Annotated in this window: 14 protein-coding genes and 8 tRNA genes; 18 read left to right on the forward strand and 4 right to left on the reverse strand. The window is 62.8% G+C overall.

All coding sequences use genetic code 11. The annotated features are described in order from the left end of the window. Positions 1-3: 3 nt before the first annotated feature. Positions 4-264 carry a DUF4212 domain-containing protein gene (locus QWY74_RS08635; protein ID WP_264824065.1) on the reverse strand — a complete coding sequence of 87 codons (261 nt, stop codon included), beginning with the start codon at positions 262-264 and terminating at the stop codon, positions 4-6. A gap of 726 nt (positions 265-990) precedes the next feature. Here QWY74_RS08635 and QWY74_RS08640 point away from each other — a divergent pair. The 15 genes from QWY74_RS08640 (at position 991) to QWY74_RS08710 (ending at position 14,599) form a co-directional block, all read left to right on the forward strand. After that, the gene (locus QWY74_RS08640; protein WP_264824064.1) at positions 991-2,805 is read left to right on the forward strand and encodes a DUF294 nucleotidyltransferase-like domain-containing protein; all 1,815 of its coding nucleotides are present in this window, start codon (positions 991-993) and stop codon (positions 2,803-2,805) included. Between the two features lie 76 nt (positions 2,806-2,881). Continuing rightward, positions 2,882-3,439 (forward strand): 3'-5' exonuclease family protein, encoded by a 558-nt coding sequence (locus QWY74_RS08645; protein WP_264824063.1) that lies wholly within the window; start codon positions 2,882-2,884, stop codon positions 3,437-3,439. An 81-nt stretch (positions 3,440-3,520) separates the two neighbouring features. After that, positions 3,521-4,414: a tRNA 2-thiocytidine(32) synthetase TtcA gene (ttcA, locus tag QWY74_RS08650; protein ID WP_264824062.1), complete on the forward strand. Its 894-nt coding sequence runs from the start codon at positions 3,521-3,523 to the stop codon at positions 4,412-4,414. Positions 4,415-4,440: 26 nt separating this feature from the next. After that, the gene (locus QWY74_RS08655; RefSeq protein WP_320109307.1) at positions 4,441-5,187 is read left to right on the forward strand and encodes an alpha/beta family hydrolase; all 747 of its coding nucleotides are present in this window, start codon (positions 4,441-4,443) and stop codon (positions 5,185-5,187) included. Between the two features lie 150 nt (positions 5,188-5,337). After that, a tRNA-Val gene (locus QWY74_RS08660) sits at positions 5,338-5,413 on the forward strand. Positions 5,414-5,454: 41 nt separating this feature from the next. Next, positions 5,455-5,531: transfer RNA gene (locus QWY74_RS08665), tRNA-Asp, on the forward strand. Positions 5,532-5,558: 27 nt separating this feature from the next. Next, positions 5,559-5,635: transfer RNA gene (locus QWY74_RS08670), tRNA-Asp, on the forward strand. 34 nt (positions 5,636-5,669) lie between these two features. Beyond that, positions 5,670-5,746 (forward strand) — tRNA-Val (locus QWY74_RS08675). A 3-nt stretch (positions 5,747-5,749) separates the two neighbouring features. Further along, positions 5,750-5,826, forward strand: a tRNA-Asp gene (locus QWY74_RS08680). 225 nt (positions 5,827-6,051) lie between these two features. Continuing rightward, a complete protein-coding gene (locus QWY74_RS08685) occupies positions 6,052-8,103 on the forward strand; it encodes an NADPH-dependent 2,4-dienoyl-CoA reductase (RefSeq protein WP_290314171.1) in 2,052 nt (683 codons plus the stop codon). Between the two features lie 291 nt (positions 8,104-8,394). Next, positions 8,395-10,317 carry a PrkA family serine protein kinase gene (locus QWY74_RS08690; protein ID WP_264824060.1) on the forward strand — a complete coding sequence of 641 codons (1,923 nt, stop codon included), beginning with the start codon at positions 8,395-8,397 and terminating at the stop codon, positions 10,315-10,317. Between the two features lie 112 nt (positions 10,318-10,429). After that, positions 10,430-11,716, forward strand: a complete 1,287-nt coding sequence (locus QWY74_RS08695) for a YeaH/YhbH family protein (RefSeq protein WP_264824059.1) — start codon at positions 10,430-10,432, stop codon at positions 11,714-11,716. Positions 11,717-11,736: 20 nt separating this feature from the next. Continuing rightward, positions 11,737-13,287, forward strand: coding sequence for a SpoVR family protein (locus tag QWY74_RS08700; protein ID WP_264824058.1), 1,551 nt, complete (start codon positions 11,737-11,739; stop codon positions 13,285-13,287). Positions 13,288-13,407: 120 nt separating this feature from the next. Next, on the forward strand, positions 13,408-13,683 hold the full coding sequence (locus QWY74_RS08705; protein WP_264824057.1) for an Lrp/AsnC family transcriptional regulator: 276 nt from the start codon (positions 13,408-13,410) through the stop codon (positions 13,681-13,683). A gap of 61 nt (positions 13,684-13,744) precedes the next feature. Next, on the forward strand, positions 13,745-14,599 hold the full coding sequence (locus QWY74_RS08710) for a DNA/RNA non-specific endonuclease (RefSeq protein ID WP_435389142.1): 855 nt from the start codon (positions 13,745-13,747) through the stop codon (positions 14,597-14,599). A gap of 106 nt (positions 14,600-14,705) precedes the next feature. On the opposite strand, the gene QWY74_RS08715 is transcribed toward QWY74_RS08710, so the two are convergent. The 3 genes from QWY74_RS08715 to QWY74_RS08725 form a co-directional block, all read right to left on the reverse strand. After that, positions 14,706-14,792 (reverse strand) — tRNA-Leu (locus tag QWY74_RS08715). Between the two features lie 39 nt (positions 14,793-14,831). Beyond that, positions 14,832-14,918: transfer RNA gene (locus tag QWY74_RS08720), tRNA-Leu, on the reverse strand. Between the two features lie 67 nt (positions 14,919-14,985). Beyond that, a tRNA-Leu gene (locus QWY74_RS08725) sits at positions 14,986-15,072 on the reverse strand. Positions 15,073-15,303: 231 nt separating this feature from the next. On the opposite strand from QWY74_RS08725, the gene rnr reads away from it, so the two are divergent. The 3 genes from rnr (at position 15,304) to QWY74_RS08740 (ending at position 21,032) form a co-directional block, all read left to right on the forward strand. After that, on the forward strand, positions 15,304-17,715 hold the full coding sequence (gene rnr / locus QWY74_RS08730) for a ribonuclease R (RefSeq protein WP_264824055.1): 2,412 nt from the start codon (positions 15,304-15,306) through the stop codon (positions 17,713-17,715). 35 nt (positions 17,716-17,750) lie between these two features. Continuing rightward, positions 17,751-18,542: a 23S rRNA (guanosine(2251)-2'-O)-methyltransferase RlmB gene (gene rlmB, locus QWY74_RS08735; RefSeq protein ID WP_290314174.1), complete on the forward strand. Its 792-nt coding sequence runs from the start codon at positions 17,751-17,753 to the stop codon at positions 18,540-18,542. A gap of 138 nt (positions 18,543-18,680) precedes the next feature. Continuing rightward, entirely contained in the window at positions 18,681-21,032 is a 2,352-nt protein-coding gene (locus QWY74_RS08740; protein ID WP_264824053.1) for a Tex family protein, read from the forward strand. The last annotated feature ends 114 nt before the right edge of the window (positions 21,033-21,146 follow it).

Genomic DNA, 21,146 nt, shown 5'->3' on the forward strand with positions numbered 1-21,146 from the left:
GCGTTACTCCTCGAGCCCGAATTGCTTGTCCAGGCGATTCATCTTCCATGCGTAGAAAAAGATGATGCCAATGAAAGTCAGAATGGATCCCTGTTGGGCGAACCAGAAGCCCAGGTCGGTGCCACCGATGGCAATGCCCGACAGCAGCGGGCGAAAGAGAATGGCGCCACCGTAGGACACCAGGGCCCAGACGATCAGACACCCCGCGATCAAGCGAAGGTTGGCGGCCCAGTAGGCCTCGGCATTGCTTTTATTGTCATCCATTGTCGTGCTCCACGTTGATAGGGTGTTGGCTTGTTGGGACGCTTCTCCGGCCGGTGTGGTATCAACCGGGAAACCGTCGCCTCTACGTGGGTGAAGGCCCTCTACCCGGTTGGCCGTGTCCGGCCGGATACTGCATGGGATTCGTCGCGACACCCTCTGAGTGATCGAACCACTATCATGGCTCTATTTTCGTGAATTTACGCAAAGATATCGTTACATCTTTGCTCGCCGATAGCCGGATTTTGTTCCGGTAGTTGGTGGTATTGAGGTCAGCTCAGGTTTTGCAAGCCTCCCCTGTAACAATATCTGAAGCCCTCGTTTTGATTGCTTTTATCATGTTGTTCTCCACCTGGAGAATCAGTTTTACTACTTTGGTATGTTACGGCGTTCCTTGCCTGTTTTTTTGATGCTTGTTTTTTTATCAGTGCTTTATAGAGGGTCATGGGCGTCTTGGATATGGTCCATAGGTCGATATGGGACCATGGTATATAGCGGAAAAAGGCGAGGTTAAGGGAGGTGGTAGGTGAAGGTTGGATGCCCTGGATCTTCGACTTCAGGCTATAACACCATCGTCGCTATTCTGGAGGCGGGCGATGTCTTGTTAATCTGGTGTTGATAGTCCGGATATTCGGTCAGCGGACCTGACTCCCCTCGACCGCTCATGGTTCCCATCTCCTGACGCAGGCGACATCCTCGCTTTCCTGCGTATTCCACGAGGCCAGTTCAATGGTCACACTCGACCTTTCCCGAACGCCTTTTGCCCTCCTTGATGAGGCGGGGCAACAGCGTGTCATGGCGCAGCTGCAGGCGGCCGACTTCAAGCCGGGTGACATCCTGCTGGACGCCGGCCAGGTACCGGATTCACTGTTCCTGGTCGCCCAGGGTGAGGTGGCTGAGCTGGATATTTCGGGGCATGCCGGGGCCGAATGCATTGGCCACTATCTGGCGGGTGACTGCTTCGGGGGTATCAGCCTGCTGCATGGCCAGAGTCGCTACCGCTTCCGGGCCGATCAGGTCACTCGCTGTTACCTGTTGCCACGCGTGGAGTTCCTGGCGCTCTGCGATGACTTTCCACTGCTGGCCGAGCGCTTCCGTCGCCGCCTGGCGGACAAGTCTCGACTGCTGGCTGCCCAGCGCGCTGCCGGAGGCGCGCTGGTGGCCGGGGCCATGCTGTCGCGGGCCCGGGAATGCATGCGGCAACCCGAACGTCTGCCTTCCGGGGCGACCATTGTCGATGCCGTCCGCGCACTGGATGAGCGTCGCGTCGACAGCCTGCTGGTGGAGGTCGGTGATGCCACCGGCATGGTCACCAAGACGGACCTGCTCAATGCCCTGGTGCTCAGGCAGTATCCGGCGGATACGCCCCTCGAGCGTATCGCCAATGTCGCGCTGATCAGCATGCGGCCGGATCAATATCTGTTCGAAGCGCTGGTCACTATGACCCGCCATCGTATCGAGCGCGTGGTGATCATGGAGGAAGCCATTCCCCTTGGCGTGGTGGAGTTGACCGATGCCCTGAGTCACTTTTCCAGTCAAAGCCATGTTGTCAGTCTGCAGATTGAACGGGCGGAGGATCAGGCGGCATTGGCGCAGGCCAGCCGACGCTTGCCGAATCTGGTGCGAGGGCTGGCGGCGCAGGGCGCCAAGCCGCGCTTCATCATGGCCCTGCTGGCGGCATTGAACGGCCGTCTGATGGCCAGGACCTGGCACTTTCTGATCGATGCCGCCTACCAGGGGTCCTGCTGCCTGATGGTCATGGGTAGCGAGGGGCGTGGCGAGCAGGTGCTCAAGACCGACCAGGACAATGGCCTCATCCTGGGGGACGACCTCGACTGGCCGGATTGCGCAAGCCAGATGCAGGCGTTCAGTGATGCGTTGCTCGAACTGGGGTATCCGCCCTGCCCGGGCGGGATCATGGTCTCCAACCCGCAGTGGGTCGGCACCGTCAGTCAATGGTGCCAGCGTATCGAAGGCTGGGCCCGACACGGTGATGCGGATGCCCTGATGAACCTGGCCATCCTGCTGGATGCCCACGCCATGGCGGGCAATCCGGTGCTGCTGTCGCGTCTGCGCGAGACGCTGTTCGACTGCTGCAGTACCAACGAGATTCTGCTGTCGCACTTTGCCCGCCCGGTGTTGCGCTTCGGTACTCCGCTGACACTGTTCGGATCCCTGAAAAAACCCAAAGATGGCATCGACATCAAGAAGGCCGGCATCTTTCCGATCGTGCATGGTGTGCGGGTCATGGCGCTGGAGCGCCATATCGGCCTGACCTCGACCCTTGAGCGGCTGGAGGCGCTGGTCGCCGATGGGCGTCTCGAGGCGAGGTTTGCCGACGACCTGGGCGAGGCTCTGTCGCTGTTCACCGAGTGGCGGCTCAAGCAGCAGCTGGCCCATCTCGATGGTCAGGCCGACGACCCTGATCGCGTTCTCGTGCAGTCGCTTTCCTCGCTGGAGCAGGACTTGTTGCGCGAAGCCCTGCACATCGTGAAGGAGTTCAAGCAGCGGCTGTCGCATCGCTACCATCTGGAATATGGCTAGGATCTGCCAGCGCTCGCTGACGAGACGTCAGCCAGTGTCCAGGCAGGCTCATGACAGCTATCGACCGGGAGGGTGGATGTTCAGGGTATTGCGTCGCGTCGCCGATCGTCACCGTCACGCGAACAGTCAGTTCGGCTGGCTGTTCCAGCCCTACATGGGGGATGAGCTGATTGCTCTGGCGTTTGCTGATGGCGGTACACAGGATGCTGTCGACCCGTTGCGGGTCGCGGCAGTCTGCATTCGGGCTGGTCATTGCCGGCCCGAAGGGTCGCTGACACTGTGTCTGCCTGCCGACAGCTGGGACGCGTTGATGGAGTGGTTGAACTTCATCGGTAATCGTCCCCTGGTGACCTGGTCGGCGCACCGCGAGCTGAGTCGACTCAATCTCTGGTTGCGGCCGCACCTGGGGTTCGACCTGCCCAATGCCGTGGTGGATGTCGCCAGACTCTATCAGCGTCGACAGCGCTATCGACACCCACAGCTCGAGCGTCGCCCCGGTTTCGAGGAGGCGGCCCGGCGCCTGGCCGTTCCCGAGCCCGAAACCGCAAGCCCGCTGTGTGACAAGGCGCTGGCCACGGCTTGCATGTACCGCCAACTGGTTCAGCGCGATGCCCCGGGGTGGCAGGGCGGCTGACCGGGCGCTTCGCCACTTACGTCGCGCGGTGATAGAATTTGACCCCTTGAATTCAGCAACCGTCCTGGCAGCGCCGTGATCATGCAAGATGCCGTAAAATTCGACTCCCCCGACACTCGTGACGTCCCTCAGGGTGGTGAAGGTGACGCCGCCCGGGACAAGCGCGAGTTCAACAAGCTCCAGAAGCGCCTGCGCCGGCAGGTGGGCAACGCCATCATCGATTACGACATGATTCGTGAGGGCGACAAGGTGATGGTCTGCCTGTCCGGTGGCAAGGACAGCTACACCATGCTCGAGATCCTGCGCAATCTGCAGCGCAATGCGCCGGTCGACTTCTCCCTGGTGGCGGTCAACCTCGATCAGAAACAGCCCGGCTTCCCCGAGCATGTGCTGCCCGAGTATCTGGACGGCATCGGCGTGGATTATCACATCCTCGAGCGGGATACCTACTCGGTGGTCAAGGAAAAGACACCGGAGGGCAAGTCCACCTGCGCACTCTGTTCGCGGTTGCGGCGTGGCTCCCTGTATGGCTATGCCGAGGAGATCGGCGCCACCAAGATCGCCCTCGGCCATCATCGGGAGGACATCCTCGAGACCTTGTTTCTCAACATGTTCTTCGGCGGCAGCCTCAAGTCCATGCCGCCCAAGCTGTTGTCCGACGACGGCAGGAACATGGTCATCCGGCCGCTGGCCTATTGCCGTGAAGCCGATATCGCCGAGTTCTCGCGGCGCATGGAGTTTCCTATCATCCCCTGCAACCTGTGCGGCTCCCAGCCCAACCTACAACGCCAGGTGGTCAAGCAAATGCTGGCCGACTGGGAAGCCAGTCATCCCGGGCGCCTCGAGAGCATGTTCAAGGCGGTGACCAATGTCGCGCCGTCGCAACTCGCCGACCGCGAGCTGTTCGACTTTGCCGGGCTCGAGGAAAAGCAGGCGCGGATGCAGGCTTCGCGTATCGATTTCACCGAACTTTGATTGACCGGGCCGGGTTGGGAGGCAGGGTGCCATTGCCGGATGCGGGGTGCGATGTCGAGTGGCCGGACGACGCCACCGAGGTGTTGGGTCCGCAGTCGCTGGCGCAGCGGCTCGAAGCAGGCGAGGAGGGCGACTGGTGGCTTGAAGCGCATGGCCCTCTGCAGGTGCAGGGGGAGTGCCGTGTCGGCCGCCTGCTGTTGACTCACGGCGCCGGCGCCGGCCAGGACTCGGCCTTCATGGTCGCGCTGCGCCAGGCCCTGGCTCAGGCGGGTATCCAGACGCTTGCCATCGAATTCGCCTATCTGCGCCGTATGCGGCGCGAGGGGCGTCGGCGGCCTCCGCCGCGCGTCGAACGTCTGGTCGATGAGCTGGCCGGCTGGCGCGATGCTCTGGCCGAGCATCTGGCAACGCCGCCGTGGCTGGGTGGCAAATCGATGGGCGGACGTGTGGCCAGCATGCTGGCGGCGCGGGAGGGCGCGCCGGGCCTGGTGCTCTGTGGTTATCCTTTCCACCCCCCGCGTCGCCCGGCGACGCTGCGCCTGGACCACTGGCCCGATCTGGCCTGTCCGACCCTGGTGGTACAGGGCGAGCGCGACCCTTTCGGAACTCGCCTGGAAGTCGAAGGCTACGACCTGCCGGCGGTGGCCGAGCTGCAGTGGTTGCCGGATGGCGAGCACGACTGGCGACCCCGGCGCCGCTCGGGGCATGATCAGGCGTCACTGATCCGTCAGGCGGCCTGTGGCATTGCCGCTTTCTTGCAGCGCCACGCTTGATCAGAGCCGGCCTCAAGGCCGCGCCAGGGTCAGTAGCTGTATCGGTATAGCGCGCCAAGTGGATGATTGGGCAAGGCTTGTGGCGCGAAGCGCAAAAAAACGCGTTGACAACCAGCACCTACCCTGTAGAATGCAGCGCCACGTGACCAGGGGTGGTTAGCTCAGCTGGGAGAGCACCAGCCTTACAAGCTGGGGGTCACAGGTTCGATCCCTGTACCACCCACCATGACGTCTGTCATGCCTGATCATGTAGCAGGAAGTGCAAGCGGACCGGTAGTTCAGTTGGTTAGAATGCCGGCCTGTCACGCCGGAGGTCGCGGGTTCGAGTCCCGTCCGGTCCGCCAATCATCCTGTGTCGCGAGTCATATCGCGGACCGGTAGTTCAGTTGGTTAGAATGCCGGCCTGTCACGCCGGAGGTCGCGGGTTCGAGTCCCGTCCGGTCCGCCACGATGATAAGCGAACAATCTATGCAGTAACGCGTGGGCGGTTAGCTCAGTTGGTTAGAGCACCAGCCTCACATGCTGGGGGTCACTGGTTCGAGTCCAGTATCGCCCACCACGCGGACCGGTAGTTCAGTTGGTTAGAATGCCGGCCTGTCACGCCGGAGGTCGCGGGTTCGAGTCCCGTCCGGTCCGCCATCTGCCTCGAATTTCGGGCCCCGAGTCGTCAGACTCGGGGCCTTTTCGCGTGTGCCCGGTTCTGCTCACTCGCTTTGTGGCGCCCCTGACCGGCTCGACAGCCGCTACGCTTATGAGATGCCCGGCACGATGGCCGGGGTCTGGCTTTCCCGTGTTGTTGGCGACCACTGCGAGAACGGCCCCGGGGGCTGGGGGCTTTGCACCCCGCCAGGGGTTGTCATACAGTTGTTTGAATTTCTGCTGTTCGAAGGCGAGGATCTGGCCGTGACCGACTACCCCAACCTGCTGCGTCCCATCACGCTGGGCTCCCTGACACTGCCCAATCGGGTATTGATGGGATCCATGCACACCAATCTGGAAGAGGCGCCCCAGGGCTTTGAGCGTCTGGCGGCCTTCTATGCCGAGCGCGCCCGCGAAGGCGTCGGTCTGATTGTCAGTGGCGGGATCGCCCCCAATCCAGAGGGGGCAGTGTTCCGGGGCGCGGCAACCCTGGAGCGCGCCGAGCAGGTGGCGGACCATCGTCTTGTGACCGAGGCCGTGCATGCCGAGCAGGGGCATATCTGTCTGCAGATTCTGCATGCAGGACGCTATGCCTACTCCCCGGACCTGGTGGCTCCCTCGGCGATACAGGCGCCGATCAACGCCTACACGCCCCGTGAGCTGTCTCACGAGGAAATTCTCGCCACCATCGAGGACTATGTGCGCTGTGCCAGTCTGTCCCGTGAGGCCGGCTATGACGGTGTCGAGGTCATGGGCTCGGAAGGTTACCTGATCAACCAGTTCATCTGCCGTCGTACCAATCACCGTCAGGATCAATGGGGCGGGTCGCTGGAAAACCGCTTGCGCCTGGCGCTGGAAATCGTGCGCCGGATCCGCGCCGAGCTCGGCGAGGACTTTCTGCTCATCTTTCGCCTGTCGATGATCGACCTGGTCGAGGAGGGCAGCACCCACGAGGAGGTCGTGGCGCTGGGGCTGGCGATGGAGCAGGCCGGGGCGGATGTGATCAACACCGGCATCGGCTGGCATGAAGCCAGGGTGCCGACCATCGTCACCAGTGTGCCCCGGGCGGCTTTCAGTGAAGTGACGCGTCGTATCCGCGAGGCCCTGTCGATTCCCCTGATCACCACCAATCGCATCAATATGCCCGAGGTCGCCGAACGGGTGCTGGCCGAGGGGCAGGCCGACATGGTCTCCATGGCCCGGCCCTTTCTGGCCGACCCGGCCTGGGTCACCAAGGCCCGCGAAGCGCGCAGCGCTGAGATCAATACCTGCATCGCCTGCAATCAGGCCTGCCTGGATCACACCTTTCAGGGCAAGCTGACGTCCTGCCTGGTCAACCCGCGCGCCTGTCACGAAACCGAGCTGCTGATCACACCGGCCCCCCGGAGCCGACAGGTTGCGGTGGTCGGTGGCGGTCCGGCCGGCCTGGCAGCGGCCGTGACGGCGGCACAGCGCGGCCACTGGGTGACCCTCTATGAGCGCCAGTCCGAGCTGGGCGGCCAGTTCAACTATGCGCGACGCATTCCCGGCAAGGAGGAGTTCGATGAAACCCTGCGCTATTTTCGGGTAATGCTCGAGCGTTACCGGGTCCGGGTGTGCCTGGGTGTGGCCCCCGAGCTTCAGGAGCTGCGTGGCTTCGATGAGGTCGTGCTAGCCACCGGCGTCAGGCCCCGAGCGCTGCATCTGCCGGGTATCGAGCACCCTCGGGTGATGTCTTATCCGATGGCCATCATGCATCCGGAGCGGGTGGGACAGCGGGTCGCCATCATCGGGGCAGGCGGTATCGGTTTTGACGTCGCCGAACTGTTGACGCATGCCGGGCAGCCGGCGCTGGATGCCGAGGCCTGGTGCGATGAATGGGGGGTCGACCTGAGTGTTGTCTCTCCGGGTGGCTTGCGCTCTCCACAACGCCCCCGGGTGCCTCGTCGTGTCACCCTGCTGCAGCGCAAGACCTCCAAGCCGGGCAAGGGGCTGGGTACCACCACGGGCTGGGTGCATCGTGCCTCGTTACGCCATAGAGGCGTCGAGATGCTGGCCGGCTGCGACTATCTGGGCGTCGATGATCAGGGGCTGCACATCCGCCAGGATGGCGAGCCGCATCTGCTCGAAGTGGATACCGTGGTGGTCTGCGCCGGCCAGGAGTCGGTGCGCGATGATCTCGAGGTCCTGGTGGATGCGGGGGTCTCGGTGCATGTGATCGGGGGTGCCGATCAGGCCGCTGAGCTCGATGCCAAGCGGGCCATTGATCAGGGGACCCGCCTGGCCGCTACCTTCTGACAGCGCGCCGGCCCTCGGCCCAGGAATCAGGGCGGAGGCGAACTAAATGGTCGTTCGATGCATCCAAGGTCACATCACTCGGCGTGACGATGGTGGTGGTTGCCGAACTGCGTTGAAGATTTTGGCAGGGCAGGCGTCCAATGCTGTCTACGCTGAAGGGTGTAGCGATCCCCGGTAGGCCGGTAGAGGGGTGAGGCCATGACGGGGAGTCGGGTCCAAGGAAACCTTGTCCAGGGTAATGCATGGCGTTCATGAGGGTCATGCGGGCGGGGGTCCCTAAAGGAGGCTTCGATGAGCATCTTCGATCATGTGCAGAACCGTTTTGCCCGCTTCCAGCAGGAAGAAATGAGCCTGCAGGAGTATCTGGAGCTGTGCCGGGAGCAACCCTCGGCCTACGCCAATGCCGCCGAGCGTTTGCTCGAGGCCATCGGTGAGCCGGAGGTGATCGATACGGCCAAGGATCCCCGTCTGGCGAGGATCTTTTCTAACAAGGTGATTCGCCGTTATCCGGCCTTCGCCGAGTTTTACGGCATGGAAGACGCCATCGAGCAGATCGTGGCCTACTTTCGGCATGCCGCCCAGGGCCTCGAGGAGAAAAAGCAGATCCTCTATCTGTTGGGGCCGGTGGGGGGTGGCAAGTCTTCTCTGGCCGAGCGCATCAAGCTGTTGATGGAGCACGTGCCCTTCTATGCCATCAAGGGCTCGCCGGTCCAGGAGTCGCCGCTCGGGCTGTTTTCCCCCGAGGAGGATGGCGAGCTGCTGGAACAGGAATACGGCATTCCGCCACGCTGTCTGAAGAGCGTCATGTCGCCCTGGGCGGCCAAGCGCCTGCAGGAATACGGCGGTGATATCTCGCAGTTCCGGGTCGTGCGGCTGTATCCGTCGCGCCTCAATCAGGTGGCCATCGCCAAGACCGAGCCGGGTGACGAGAACAACCAGGATATCTCCTCACTGGTGGGCAAGGTCGATATTCGCCAGCTTGAACTCTACTCCCAGGACGACCCGGATGCCTATAGCTTTTCCGGCGGTCTCTGCCGGGCCAATCAGGGGCTGATGGAGTTCGTCGAGATGTTCAAGGCCCCGATCAAGGTGTTGCATCCTCTGCTGACGGCGACCCAGGAAGCCAACTACAACCCCACCGAGGGCATGGGGGCGATCCCCTTCGACGGCATTGTGCTGGCGCACTCCAATGAAAGTGAATGGCAGGCCTTTCGCAACAATCGCAACAACGAGGCCTTTCTCGACCGCGTCTATATCGTCAAGGTGCCTTATTGCCTGCGGGTCAGCGAAGAGATCAACATCTACAAGAAACTGCTCGAACACTCCTCGCTCAACGAGGCGCCCTGTGCGCCGGATACCCTGCGCATGCTGGCGCAGTTCTCGGTGCTCTCGCGGCTCAAGGAGCCGGAGAACTCCAGTGTCTACTCCAAGATGCGGGTCTATGATGGCGAAAACCTCAAGGACACCGATCCCAAGGCCAAGTCGATCCAGGAGTACCGCGACAATGCCGGGGTGGACGAGGGCATGGATGGGCTCTCGACCCGCTTTGCCTTCAAGATTCTGTCCAAGGTATTCAACTTCGATAACCATGAGGTGGCGGCCAACCCGGTGCACCTGCTTTATGTGCTCGAGCAGCGCCTCGAGCAGGAGCAGCTGCCGCGCGAGACGTTCGAGCGTTATCTGCGCTATATCAAGGAATTCCTCGCCCCGCGTTACGTCGACTTCATCGGCAAGGAGATCCAGACCGCTTACCTGGAGTCCTACTCCGAATACGGCCAGAACATTTTTGACCGCTATGTCACCTACGCCGACTTCTGGATTCAGGACCAGGAGTACCGCGACCCCGAGACGGGCGAACTCTTCGATCGACAGTCGCTCAATGAGGAACTGGAGAAGATCGAGAAGCCCGCGGGTATTTCCAACCCCAAGGATTTCCGTCACGAGGTGGTCAATTTCGTGCTGCGCGCGCGCTCGCAGAACCATGGCATGAACCCCAGCTGGCAGTCCTACGAGAAGCTGCGTGGCGTCATTGAACACAAGATGTTTGCCAATACCGAGGAGCTGCTGCCGGTGATCTCGTTCAACGCCAAGGCTTCCTCGGCCGACCAGCAAAAGCACGAGGACTTCGTGGCGCGCATGGTCGATCGCGGCTACACCGAGAAGCAGGTTCGGCTGCTGGCCGAGTGGTATCTGCGCGTGCGCAAGTCGCAATAGGCTGTGTGACGAGCTACGAGCTACGAGCTACGAGCTACGAGCTACGAGCTACGAGCTGCAAGCCGAGAGAGGCGAGCCTTGATGTTCGCCGCGCCGCCCAGAGGAGGTCAGCATGAGCTATTTCATCGACCGTCGGGCCAATGCCAGGCACAAGAGTGCGGTCAACCGACAGCGTTTTCTGGACCGCTATCGCGGACACATCAAGCGCTCGGTGGAAGACGCGGTCAATCGCCGTTCCATCACCGACATGGAGCGAGGCGAGAAGGTCTCGATTCCCGCGCGGGATATCTCCGAACCGGTATTTCAGCATGGACCGGGCGGCAAGCGCTCGATCGTGGCGCCCGGCAACCGGGAGTTCGCCGAGGGGGATCGCCTCAAGCGGCCGGGTGGCAGCGGCAGAGGCGATGGCAGCGGCGAGGGCGGTGCCTCCAATCAGGGCGAGGGCATGGATGAGTTCGCGTTCAGCCTGACCCGCGAGGAGTTTCTTGACTTTGTCTTCGAAGGCCTCGAGCTGCCCCATCTGGAACGCAAGCCACTGGTCGACCTGGATGAGACCCGGCCGGTGCGTGCCGGCCTGACGCGTGATGGCGTGCCTGCACGCATCAATATCGTGCGCTCCATGCGCGAAGCCCATGCTCGGCGCATCGCCATGCGCGGCCCTATTCGCCGAGCCTTGCGCGAGGCTGAGCAGGCCCTGGAAGCCGAGGAGCACAAGGACCCGGCCCTGCGCAACCCGGTGCGTATCCAGGAGCTCAAGGCCGAGATTGCCCGCCTGGAAAAGCGCCTGGAGGCCGTGCCTTTCATCGATACCCATGACCTGCGTTACAACAATGTGATTCAACAACCGCAACCGTCCAGCAAGGCGGTGATGTTCTGCGTGATGGACGTTTCCGGTTCGATGACACAGGCTCACAAGGACATTGCCAAGCGCTTCTTTCTGTTGCTCTATCTTTTTCTGGAGCGTAATTACGAGCGTGTCGAGCTGGTCTTCGTGCGCCACCATACCGCCGCTCGCGAGGTCGACGAGGAAGAGTTCTTCTACTCCCGGGAGACGGGCGGCACCATCGTCTCGAGCGCGCTGACCCTGGTTGACGAGATCATCGAGGCCCGCTACCCGCCAGGACAGTGGAACCTCTATGTGGCCCAGGCCTCTGACGGCGACAACTGGGATGATGACTCCCTGACCTGTCGTGACTTGCTGGTCGGCTCGCTGATGCCGCGCCTGCAGTACTTTGCCTATGTCGAGATCACGCCGCATGCCCATCAGGCATTGTGGGAAGAGTACGAACGGGTGGCGACGGAGTATGCCGACCGCTTCGCCATGCGCCAGATTGTCGAGGCCGGCGATATCTACCCGGTCTTTCGCGAACTCTTTCAGCGTCGAGCCACCCACGCCTGAGGTGCGGTCAAGGAGGTCACATGGCCGAGCGCAAGCCCATTGCCACCGGTTCCGACTGGAACTTCGAGGTCCTTGCCGAGTTCGAGGCGGAAATCGCTCGTCTGGCCGATGAATATCGGCTGGATACCTACCCGAATCAGATCGAGATCATCACCAGCGAGCAGATGATGGATGCCTATGCCAGTGTCGGCATGCCGGTGGGGTACCACCACTGGTCCTTCGGCAAACAGTTCCTGGCCGTGGAGCAGGCCTACCGCCGCGGGCAGATGGGGCTGGCCTACGAGCTGGTGATCAACTCCAATCCCTGCATTGCCTACCTGATGGAAGAAAACACCCTGATGATGCAGGTGCTGGTCATGGCGCATGCCTGCTATGGGCACAATTCCTTCTTCAAGGGCAACTACCTCTTTCAGACCTGGACCGACGCCGACTCCATCGTCGATTACCTGCTGTTTGCCCGGCGTTATATCGCCGAGTGTGAGGAACGCCACGGAGTCACGGCCGTGGAGCAGCTGCTGGATGCCTGTCATGCCCTGCAGAACCACGGCGTCGACCGCTACAAGCGTCCCTCGCCCATCTCGGCGGAAGAGGAGGCACGGCGCCAGAAGGAGCGCGAACACTATCTGCAGGCCCAGGTGAACATGCTGTGGCGCACCATACCCGAGCCGGCTGCCGCAGGCAGCACGCTGGTGGAAATCGATGAAGAAGACCCCCTGGGCCTTCACGCCGGTGGCCGATATCCCCCCGAGCCCCAGGAAAACCTGCTGTACTTCATTGAGAAGAATGCGCCCCTGCTGGCGCCCTGGCAGCGTGAGGTGGTGCGTATCGTGCGCAAGCTGGCACAGTACTTCTATCCCCAGCGCCAGACCCAGGTGATGAACGAGGGTTGGGCGACCTTCTGGCATTACACCCTGATGAACCGCCTGTACGACGACGGTGCAGTGGATGAGGGGCTGATCCTGGAGTTCCTGCAGTCGCATACCTCGGTGGTCCAGCAGCCGCCTTTCGACAGCCCGGCCTACAATGGCATCAACCCCTACGCGCTGGGCTTCGCGATGTTTTCCGATATCCGGCGTATCTGCGAGTCGCCCACCGAGGAAGACCGTCAGTGGTTTCCCGATATCGTCGACAGTGACTGGCGCGAGACCCTTCAGTTCGCCATGCATAACTTCAAGGATGAATCCTTCGTTCAGCAGTTCCTGTCGCCGAAGGTGATTCGCGACCTCAAGCTCTTCCAGATACTGGATGACGATCAGGACGACATGCTGGAAGTGGCGGCGATCCATGACGAGCGCGGCTACCAGCGTATCCGCCAGGCCCTGGCCGATCATTATGCGCTCTCGGTTCGCGAGCCCAACATTCAGGTCCAGGCCGCGGATATCCGGGGGGATCGTTCGCTCACGCTGCGTCATATCCAGGATGAGCGTCGGCCGCTGGCGGACAGTGTCTATCCGGTGCTGCGCCACCTGCACCAGTTGTGGGGCTTTCCGGTCAGACTCGAGTCGGTGCGCGGCGATGAGGTCATCGGTGAGTATCGATGGCCCGCGGGGGCGTCCGACGAGGCGGAGTGATACGTTGTCGCGGGGCGCTGCCATGGTGCCGAGAGGGGCGTGACGCTGCTATACTCGCCGCAGCCGTGATGACCGCCGTCATCGCGTGACATCAAGCCGAGTATCGTCGAGGGGCGCCAGATGCAGAATGCCGTGATCCTGATCAACACCGAAAAGGGCCAGGTCAAGCCGGTGGCCGAGCGCCTCGCGGATGTCGATGGCATCAGCGAGGTGTTTTCGACTTGTGGCCGTTATGACCTGGTGGCCATCGCCCGTACACGGGACTTCGAGAGCCTGGCCGAGCTGGTGACCGGCCGCCTCAACGATGTCGAGGGCATCGCCGATACCGAAACCCTCAATGCCATGCAGGTTCATTCCCGTCACGACCTCGAAACGATGTTTTCGCTGGGCTGGTGATGCGGCGATACCGATCGGGCCGCGGGGAGCGGTGACTGTCTGACGGGAAGGGATGCTTGCAATGTCCGTGGGAGCTTTACTGGGTCGCCTGGTGCCTCGCATCGGGATAGCCCTGCTGTTTGCTGTGGTCGGCAGTGGGCTCTGGTACATGCAGGAGCGCCAGGTCCGCGACCGCCTGAGTTGGCAGGGCGTGACGACCTGGTCCGAGCTGACGCCGCTCAGCCTGCATCGCGTGCTGCGCAATGACGGCTATCTGCTGGGCTGGTCGGATATTCGGGTCAGTCCGCTCTGGGTGAGCTACCGTTTGCAGGAGGTCGCAAGCCCGAGTGCCGGCGAGCGCCCCGGATTTCAGCGTGACTGGCGAACGCTCTGGCCGCTCAAGCCCGACAGTTATGCCCACAGCGGCTATGATCGTGGCCACCTGGCGCCCAATTACGCCATCGCGGCGGTGCACGGTCGCGACGCGCAGCGCGATACCTTCCTCATGAGCAACATGACCCCTCAGCGCCCGGACCTGAATCGCCGGCTCTGGCAGCGTCTCGAGGAGGTGGTCATGGATCGTTTCGTGCCGCGCTTCGGTGAGCTGCAGGTCGTGACCGGGCCGATCTTCGATGACGCCTTCTTCTTCGAGGGCATGTTGCATCGTGCCGGCCTGGTGGAAGTGCCGGAGGCCTTCTACAAGATCCTGGTCGTGCCGGGGGCACAGCCCAGGGCGCTGGCCTTTATCATGCCCCAGGAGGTCAGCGGCGATGAGCCCCTGGATCAATATCTGGTCAGCATCGATGACGTTGAGGCGCGCACCGGCCTGGATTTTTTCCCGCAGCTCTCGGCGTCGGCGGCCGAAGCGCTGGAGGCCGGAGTGCATACACAGGGTTGGAATCTCGACGAGGTGGCGCGACTGCCGAGTCGTTTCTGAGTGTCATCCGGCTCGGCCGGGCACAAAAAAACCGCGATTCAATGTCGCGGTTGCCTATGGGTACTGCCTGGATTATCGGGTCTTTTCAACAGCATGATGCGAAGTATGGTGCCCAGGAGAGGACTTGAACCTCCACGTCCGTAAGGACACTAGCACCTGAAGCTAGCGCGTCTACCCATTCCGCCACCTGGGCGCATCATGCATCGTTCGTGTTTCGCTATCGCGTTTGCGATGGTGCCCAGGAGAGGACTTGAACCTCCACGTCCGTAAGGACACTAGCACCTGAAGCTAGCGCGTCTACCAATTCCGCCACCTGGGCGAACACGAGCCGATATTGCTGCTAAAGAGCGTGACGATTCCCGGTTTATTCATCGGGAAAGGTCGGATGGTGCCCAGAAGAGGACTTGAACCTCCACGTCCGTAAGGACACTAGCACCTGAAGCTAGCGCGTCTACCAATTCCGCCATCTGGGCAAGTGGCGCGTATGATACCGAACTCTGGCAGGAATGCAAGCCCTGATGCCAGTCCCCTGCCGGCAAACGCCTCGGCGGCCGGCAATCGACGTAGCGCATGGTTGGGTGCAGGACGCTGCGGCGCTATACTGCCACCATGACACGATATTTGAATTTCGCCTATACGACTCAGCGGCAATCGCGCGCAATGTCACGCATGCCTTCCATGACCCTGCCAAGGATGCTCTCTGCATGACCCACTGGACGCTTGAAGACGATGCGCACGCCAGTCGTGAGGCCCACAAGTACGACAAACCCGCCCCCAGTCGCGAGTACCTGCTGGCCCGGCTCGAGGAGCATGGTCGCCCCATCACTCATGAAGCCATGAGCGAGATGCTGGGCCTCGAGGACGAGGATCTCCAGGAGGCCGTGCGACGCCGGCTATCGGCCATGGAGCGCGATGGCCAGGTGCTGCGCAATCGCCGCGGTGCCTATGCGCTGATCGACAAGCTCGACCTGGTCAAGGGCAAGGTGCTGGGCCATCGGGATGGTTTCGGCTTTCTGCTCCGGGATGATGGCAAGAAACCCGACCTTGTGATTCCTCCGCGTCAGATGCGTCGCGTCTTTCATGGGGATCACGTTCTGGTGCGTATCAGTGGACGCGACCGTCGGGGCCGCGACGAAGCGACAATCGCCGAGGTGCTGGCCCGCAATACCCAGACCATCGTCGGTGTGTATCGCGAGAATACGCCGGAATTCGGTGTGCTGATTCCCGAAAACCCGCGCATCACTCAGGAAATCATCATCCCCCATACCGCCAATGGGGGAGCCCAGGACGGCCAGGTGATCTCGGCCAGTATCGTCAAGCAGCCGGCGACTCGGGTGCAGCCGGTCGGCGAGGTCAGCGAGGTCATGGGCGAGCGCATGGATCCCGGCATGGAAATCGACATTGCCCTGCGCAGCTACGAGATTCCGGCCGAGTTTCCGCCGGAAGTGCTGGACCAGATCGCCGGCATGTCCGAGAAGGTGGTCGAGGATGACAAGCAGCAGCGCATCGACCTGCGTGACTACCCGCTGGTGACCATAGACGATGAGTCAGCCAAGGACTTCGACGACGCCGTCTGTGCCTGGAAGACCAAGTCGGGCAGCTGGAAGCTGCTGGTCGCCATCGCCGATGTCTCTCACTATGTGCGGCCGGGCACCGCGCTCGATCAGGAGGCCATCTCGCGGGGCAATTCGGTGTACTTCCCGGGGCAGGTGGTGCCGATGCTGCCCGAGCTGCTCTCCAATGGGCTGTGCTCGCTGAATCCCGAGGTCGATCGCCTGGCGCTGGTCTGCGAGATGAACATCTCCAAGAATGGGGCCATCAGTCGCTATCGGTTCTGCGAAGCCGTCTTCCGTTCTCATGCTCGCCTTACCTATAACAAGGTGTCGGCGATTCTCGAGGACGAGGGTGAAGAGGCCGATGCCCTGCGCGATCAGTACCGCGACCTGGTGCCTTCCCTTAAAAACCTACACTCGCTCTATGGTGTGTTGCGCGGGGCACGCGAAGCACGCGGCGCCATCGATTTCGAGACCACCGAGACGGCCATCGTCTTCAATGACGAGCGCAAGATCGAGAAGATCGAGCCGCGGTCGCGCAATGATGCCCACAAGATCATCGAGGAGTGCATGCTGGCCGCCAATGTGGCCACGGCCCGCTTTCTCGACAAGCACGATCTGCCGGCGCTGTATCGCATCCACGAACGCCCGTCGCCGGAGCGCCTCGACAAGCTGCGCCTCTTTCTCAATGAGCTGGGCCTGTCTCTGGGCGGTGGCGACGAGCCAACGCCTCAGGACTATCGCGATCTGGCCGAGGCCATCAAGGGGCGGGATGACGCCGATATCATCCAGACCGTCATGCTGCGCTCGATGAACCAGGCGGTCTACTCGCCGCAGAACGAAGGGCACTTCGGCCTGGCCTATGAGGCCTATGCGCACTTCACCTCGCCGATCCGCCGCTATCCCGACCTGGTCGTTCACCGGGCCATTCGCTCGGTGATTCGCGGGCCGCGCCAGACCAACACGGTGCTGCGTGCCGAGGATGCGCCGGTCGAGGCGCCAAGCAAGTGGTGCCCCTACACCTTCGAGCAGATGCTCGAGCTTGGTGAGCACTGCTCGATGACCGAGCGGCGGGCCGATGACGCCACCCGTGACGTCGAGAGCTGGCTCAAGTGCGAATTCATGTCCGACAAGCTCGGCGAGGTGTATGACGGCACCATCGCCTCGGTCACGCAGTTCGGTATCTTCGTGCGCCTGGACGATGTCTATGTCGAGGGCCTGGTGCATGTCACCTCGCTGCCCTCCGACTATTACCACTATGAGGCGGAGAAACATCGGCTCAAGGGCGAAAAGAGTGGTGCCAGCTATCGTCTCGGGGATGGCGTGACCGTCCAGGTGGCGCGGGTCGACCTGGATGATCGCAAGATCGATTTCGAACTGGCCGACGACAAGCCGCGTCCGAAGAAGGCACCCAAGCGCCGCCCTCGGCAGCAGAATGCCGGCAAGGCATCGGGCAAGGGCAAGGGCGATCAGGACAAGGGCAGCCAGGGTGGCACGGACTCGCAGGCTCAGAACGAAGAGGGCGGCAAGAAGCGTCGCCGCCGTGGTCCGCGGCGGCGCTGAGCCGTGATGTCGCGAGTGCAGACGAGAATCGCCACATGAGCAAGCAATCCCATCGCCGCGGGCCCAAACCGCCCGGCGGCCTTGATGTCGTGCATGGTGTTCACGCCGTGCGGGCCCTGATGGCGCGCGGCAACGGGCCGCGTGAACTCTGGGTTCAGGAAGGCGAGGCATCCGGGCGACTGACCGAACTGGTCGATCAGGCCCGGGGCGCGGGTATCAAGGTCGTGACCCTGCCACGCGACGCCCTCGATCAGCAGGCCCAGGGGGCGGTGCATCAGGGGGTTCTGGCCTTCTGCCCGGCCCTGACCTTCGAGTCCGACACCGCGCTATGGCATCGCCTGCAGGGCTGGTCCGCCGCCGAGGCACCGCTGCTGCTGGTGCTGGACGGCATCACCGATGTGCACAACTTCGGTGCCTGCCTGCGCAGTGCCGATGCCGCCGGAGCGCACGGCGTGGTGGTGCCCAAGGATCGGGCCGCCCCGCTCAACGCCACGGTGCGCAAGGTGGCCTGTGGCGCCGCCGAGAGTGTGCCGGTCTACCGGGTCACCAATCTGGCACGCGCCATGGCGCGCATGAAGGAGCTGGGGGTCTGGGTCACCGGGACCGCCGGAGAGGCCGAAGCCTCGCTCTTCGAGGCGGACTTCAGCGTGCCCACCGCCCTGGTCATGGGCGCTGAAGGCAAGGGCATGCGCCGCCTGACGCGCGAAGCCTGTGATGGCCTGGTCAAGCTGCCGATGGTCGGACAGGTCTCCAGCCTCAATGTCTCGGTCGCCACTGGTATCTGCCTGTTCGAAGCCGTGCGTCAGCGAGGCGCCGGACGGGATTGACCACCTCCTGACGTCGATCAGTACACCACCGCTCGTTACTCGCAGCTCGTAGCTCGGCTTTGAGTCTCGTACCTGCCGTTGGCAACCAGCCTGTGATACCTTATCGCGATCATCTTGACCTGGATTGCCAAGGATTTCATGGACGCACAAGCCAAGATCATCGATCGTCTCGCCGAGGAGCTCGGTGTTCGCACCGCTCAGGTCGCCGCCACCGTCGAAATGCTGGATGGCGGTGCCACCGTCCCTTTCATCGCTCGTTATCGCAAGGAAGTCACCGGGGCGCTGGATGACAGCCAGCTCCGCCAGCTGGAAGAGCGCCTGGGCTATCTGCGCGAGCTGGAGGAGCGTCGTCAGAGCGTGCTGTCGGCCATCGACGAGCAGGGCAAGCTGACCGACGAGTTGGCCGCGAGCCTGCGCGCAGCCGATACCAAGCAGCGCCTGGAAGACCTCTACCTGCCATATCGCAAGAAGCGCCGCACCAAGGCGCAGATGGCCCGTGAGGCCGGCCTCGAGCCGCTGGCCGACGCCCTGTTGGGCGACCCGACACGGGATCCCGAGACAGAGGCGGCCGGCTACCTGTGTGCGGCCGATGGTGATATCCCGGCCTTCGAGGATGCCCGATCGGCCCTGGATGGCGCCAAGCAGATCCTCATGGAACGCTTTGCCGAGGACCCCGAACTGGTGGGTCGGCTGCGCGAGCGTCTGTGGGAAGAGGGTATCCTCACGGCACGCCTGATCGACGGCAAGGAGCGCGAGGGGGCCAAGTTTTCCGACTACTTCGAGCATGATGAAGCCATCATCAAGGTGCCCTCGCACCGTGCACTGGCCATGTTCCGTGGTCGCAACGAAGGCGTGCTGTCGCTGGTCATTCGTCTGCCCGGCGAGGAAGAGGCCAGCGTGCATCCGGCGCAGGTCGCCATTGCCCGACATTTCGGGGTACAGGATCAGGGTCGAGCTGCCGACCGCTGGCTGGCCGAGGTGGTGCGCTGGACCTGGCGGGTCAAGCTGTATACCCACCTCGAGACCGAGTTGATGGGACGCCTGCGTGACCGTGCCGAGGCCGAGGCCATCGGCGTTTTCGCCGCCAACCTCAAGGATCTGCTGCTGGCCGCCCCCGCGGGCGCCAAGGCGACCCTGGCCATCGACCCCGGCTTGCGCACCGGCTGCAAGGTCGCGGTGGTCAGCGCGACGGGCCAGTTCCTGGGGGAGTCGACGATCTTCCCGCATGCGCCGCGCAACCAGTGGCAGGCATCTCTGGCCGAGCTGGTGCGCCTGGTCGAGGCGCATGATGTGGCATTGATCGCCGTGGGCAATGGCACTGCCAGTCGCGAGACCGACAAGCTGGCCGGCGAGCTGGTCAAGGCCATGGCCGACAGGCGTCGGTTGTCTAAGGTCATGGTCAGCGAGGCCGGAGCCTCGGTGTACTCGGCATCGGAATATGCCTCCCGCGAGCTGCCGGACCTGGACGTCACGGTGCGCGGTGCGGTTTCCATCGCCCGACGTCTCCAGGACCCGCTTGCCGAGCTGGTCAAGATCGAACCCAAGTCCATCGGCGTTGGCCAGTATCAGCACGATGTCTCCCAGGTACAGCTGTCGCGCAGCCTGGAAGCTGTGATCGAGGACTGCGTGAATGCTGTGGGCGTTGATCTCAATACGGCTTCCTCGGCACTGCTGTCGCGGGTCTCGGGCCTCAATGCCAACCTGGCCGAGAATATCGTGTCGCGCCGCGACGCCGAGGGTGCCTTCCGTTCGCGGCGTCAGTTGCTGGATGTCAGCCGCCTGGGACCCAAGACCTACGAGCAGTGCGCCGGCTTCCTGCGCATCATGGGGGGCGACAACCCTCTGGACGCCAGTGCCGTGCACCCCGAGGCCTATCCGCTGGTCGAGCGCATCGCGGAGCGCAGCGGTCGCCAGCTGGCCGGGTTGATCGGCGACAGCGGCACTCTCAAATCGCTCAAGGCCGCCGAGTTCGCCGATGAGCGCTTCGGCGAGCTGACCGTCAATGACATTCTCAAGGAACTCGACAAGCCCGGGCGTGACCCGCGTCCCGAGTTCAAGGCGGCGGAGTTCCGCGAGGGCGTCGAAACCCTCAAGGATCTGGAGCCCGGCATGGTGCTCGAGGGCAGCGTCACCAATGTCACGCACTTTGGCGCCTTCGTCGACATCGGGGTGCATCAGGACGGCCTGGTGCACATCTCGGCGTTGTCCAGCCAGTTTGTCGATGACCCGCGGTCGGTGGTCAAGGCCGGGGATATCGTCAAGGTCAAGGTCATGAGCGTCGACCTGGAGCGCTCGCGCATCGGGCTGACCATGCGCATGGACGACCAGCCCGGAGAAGCACAGCCGGCCGGGAACGGGCGGCAGGGTGATACCCGGCGAAGCGGCAAGCCCGCCCGCCAGGGCAAGCAGGCTTCCCGGTCCTCCGGCAAGGATGACAGTCAGGTGGGCGCCCTGGGGGCCGCCTTGCTGAAGGCCCGAAAGGACGGTTAGGGGCGAGTTACGAGCTACGAGATACGAGCTACGAGATACGAGATACGAGATACGAGATACGAGATACGAGATACGAGTTGCGAGGTTCGAGATGCGTTGCCGCTGGTTGGGTTG

The organism is Halomonas almeriensis (assembly GCF_030409235.1).
GTDB lineage: Bacteria > Pseudomonadota > Gammaproteobacteria > Pseudomonadales > Halomonadaceae > Halomonas > Halomonas almeriensis.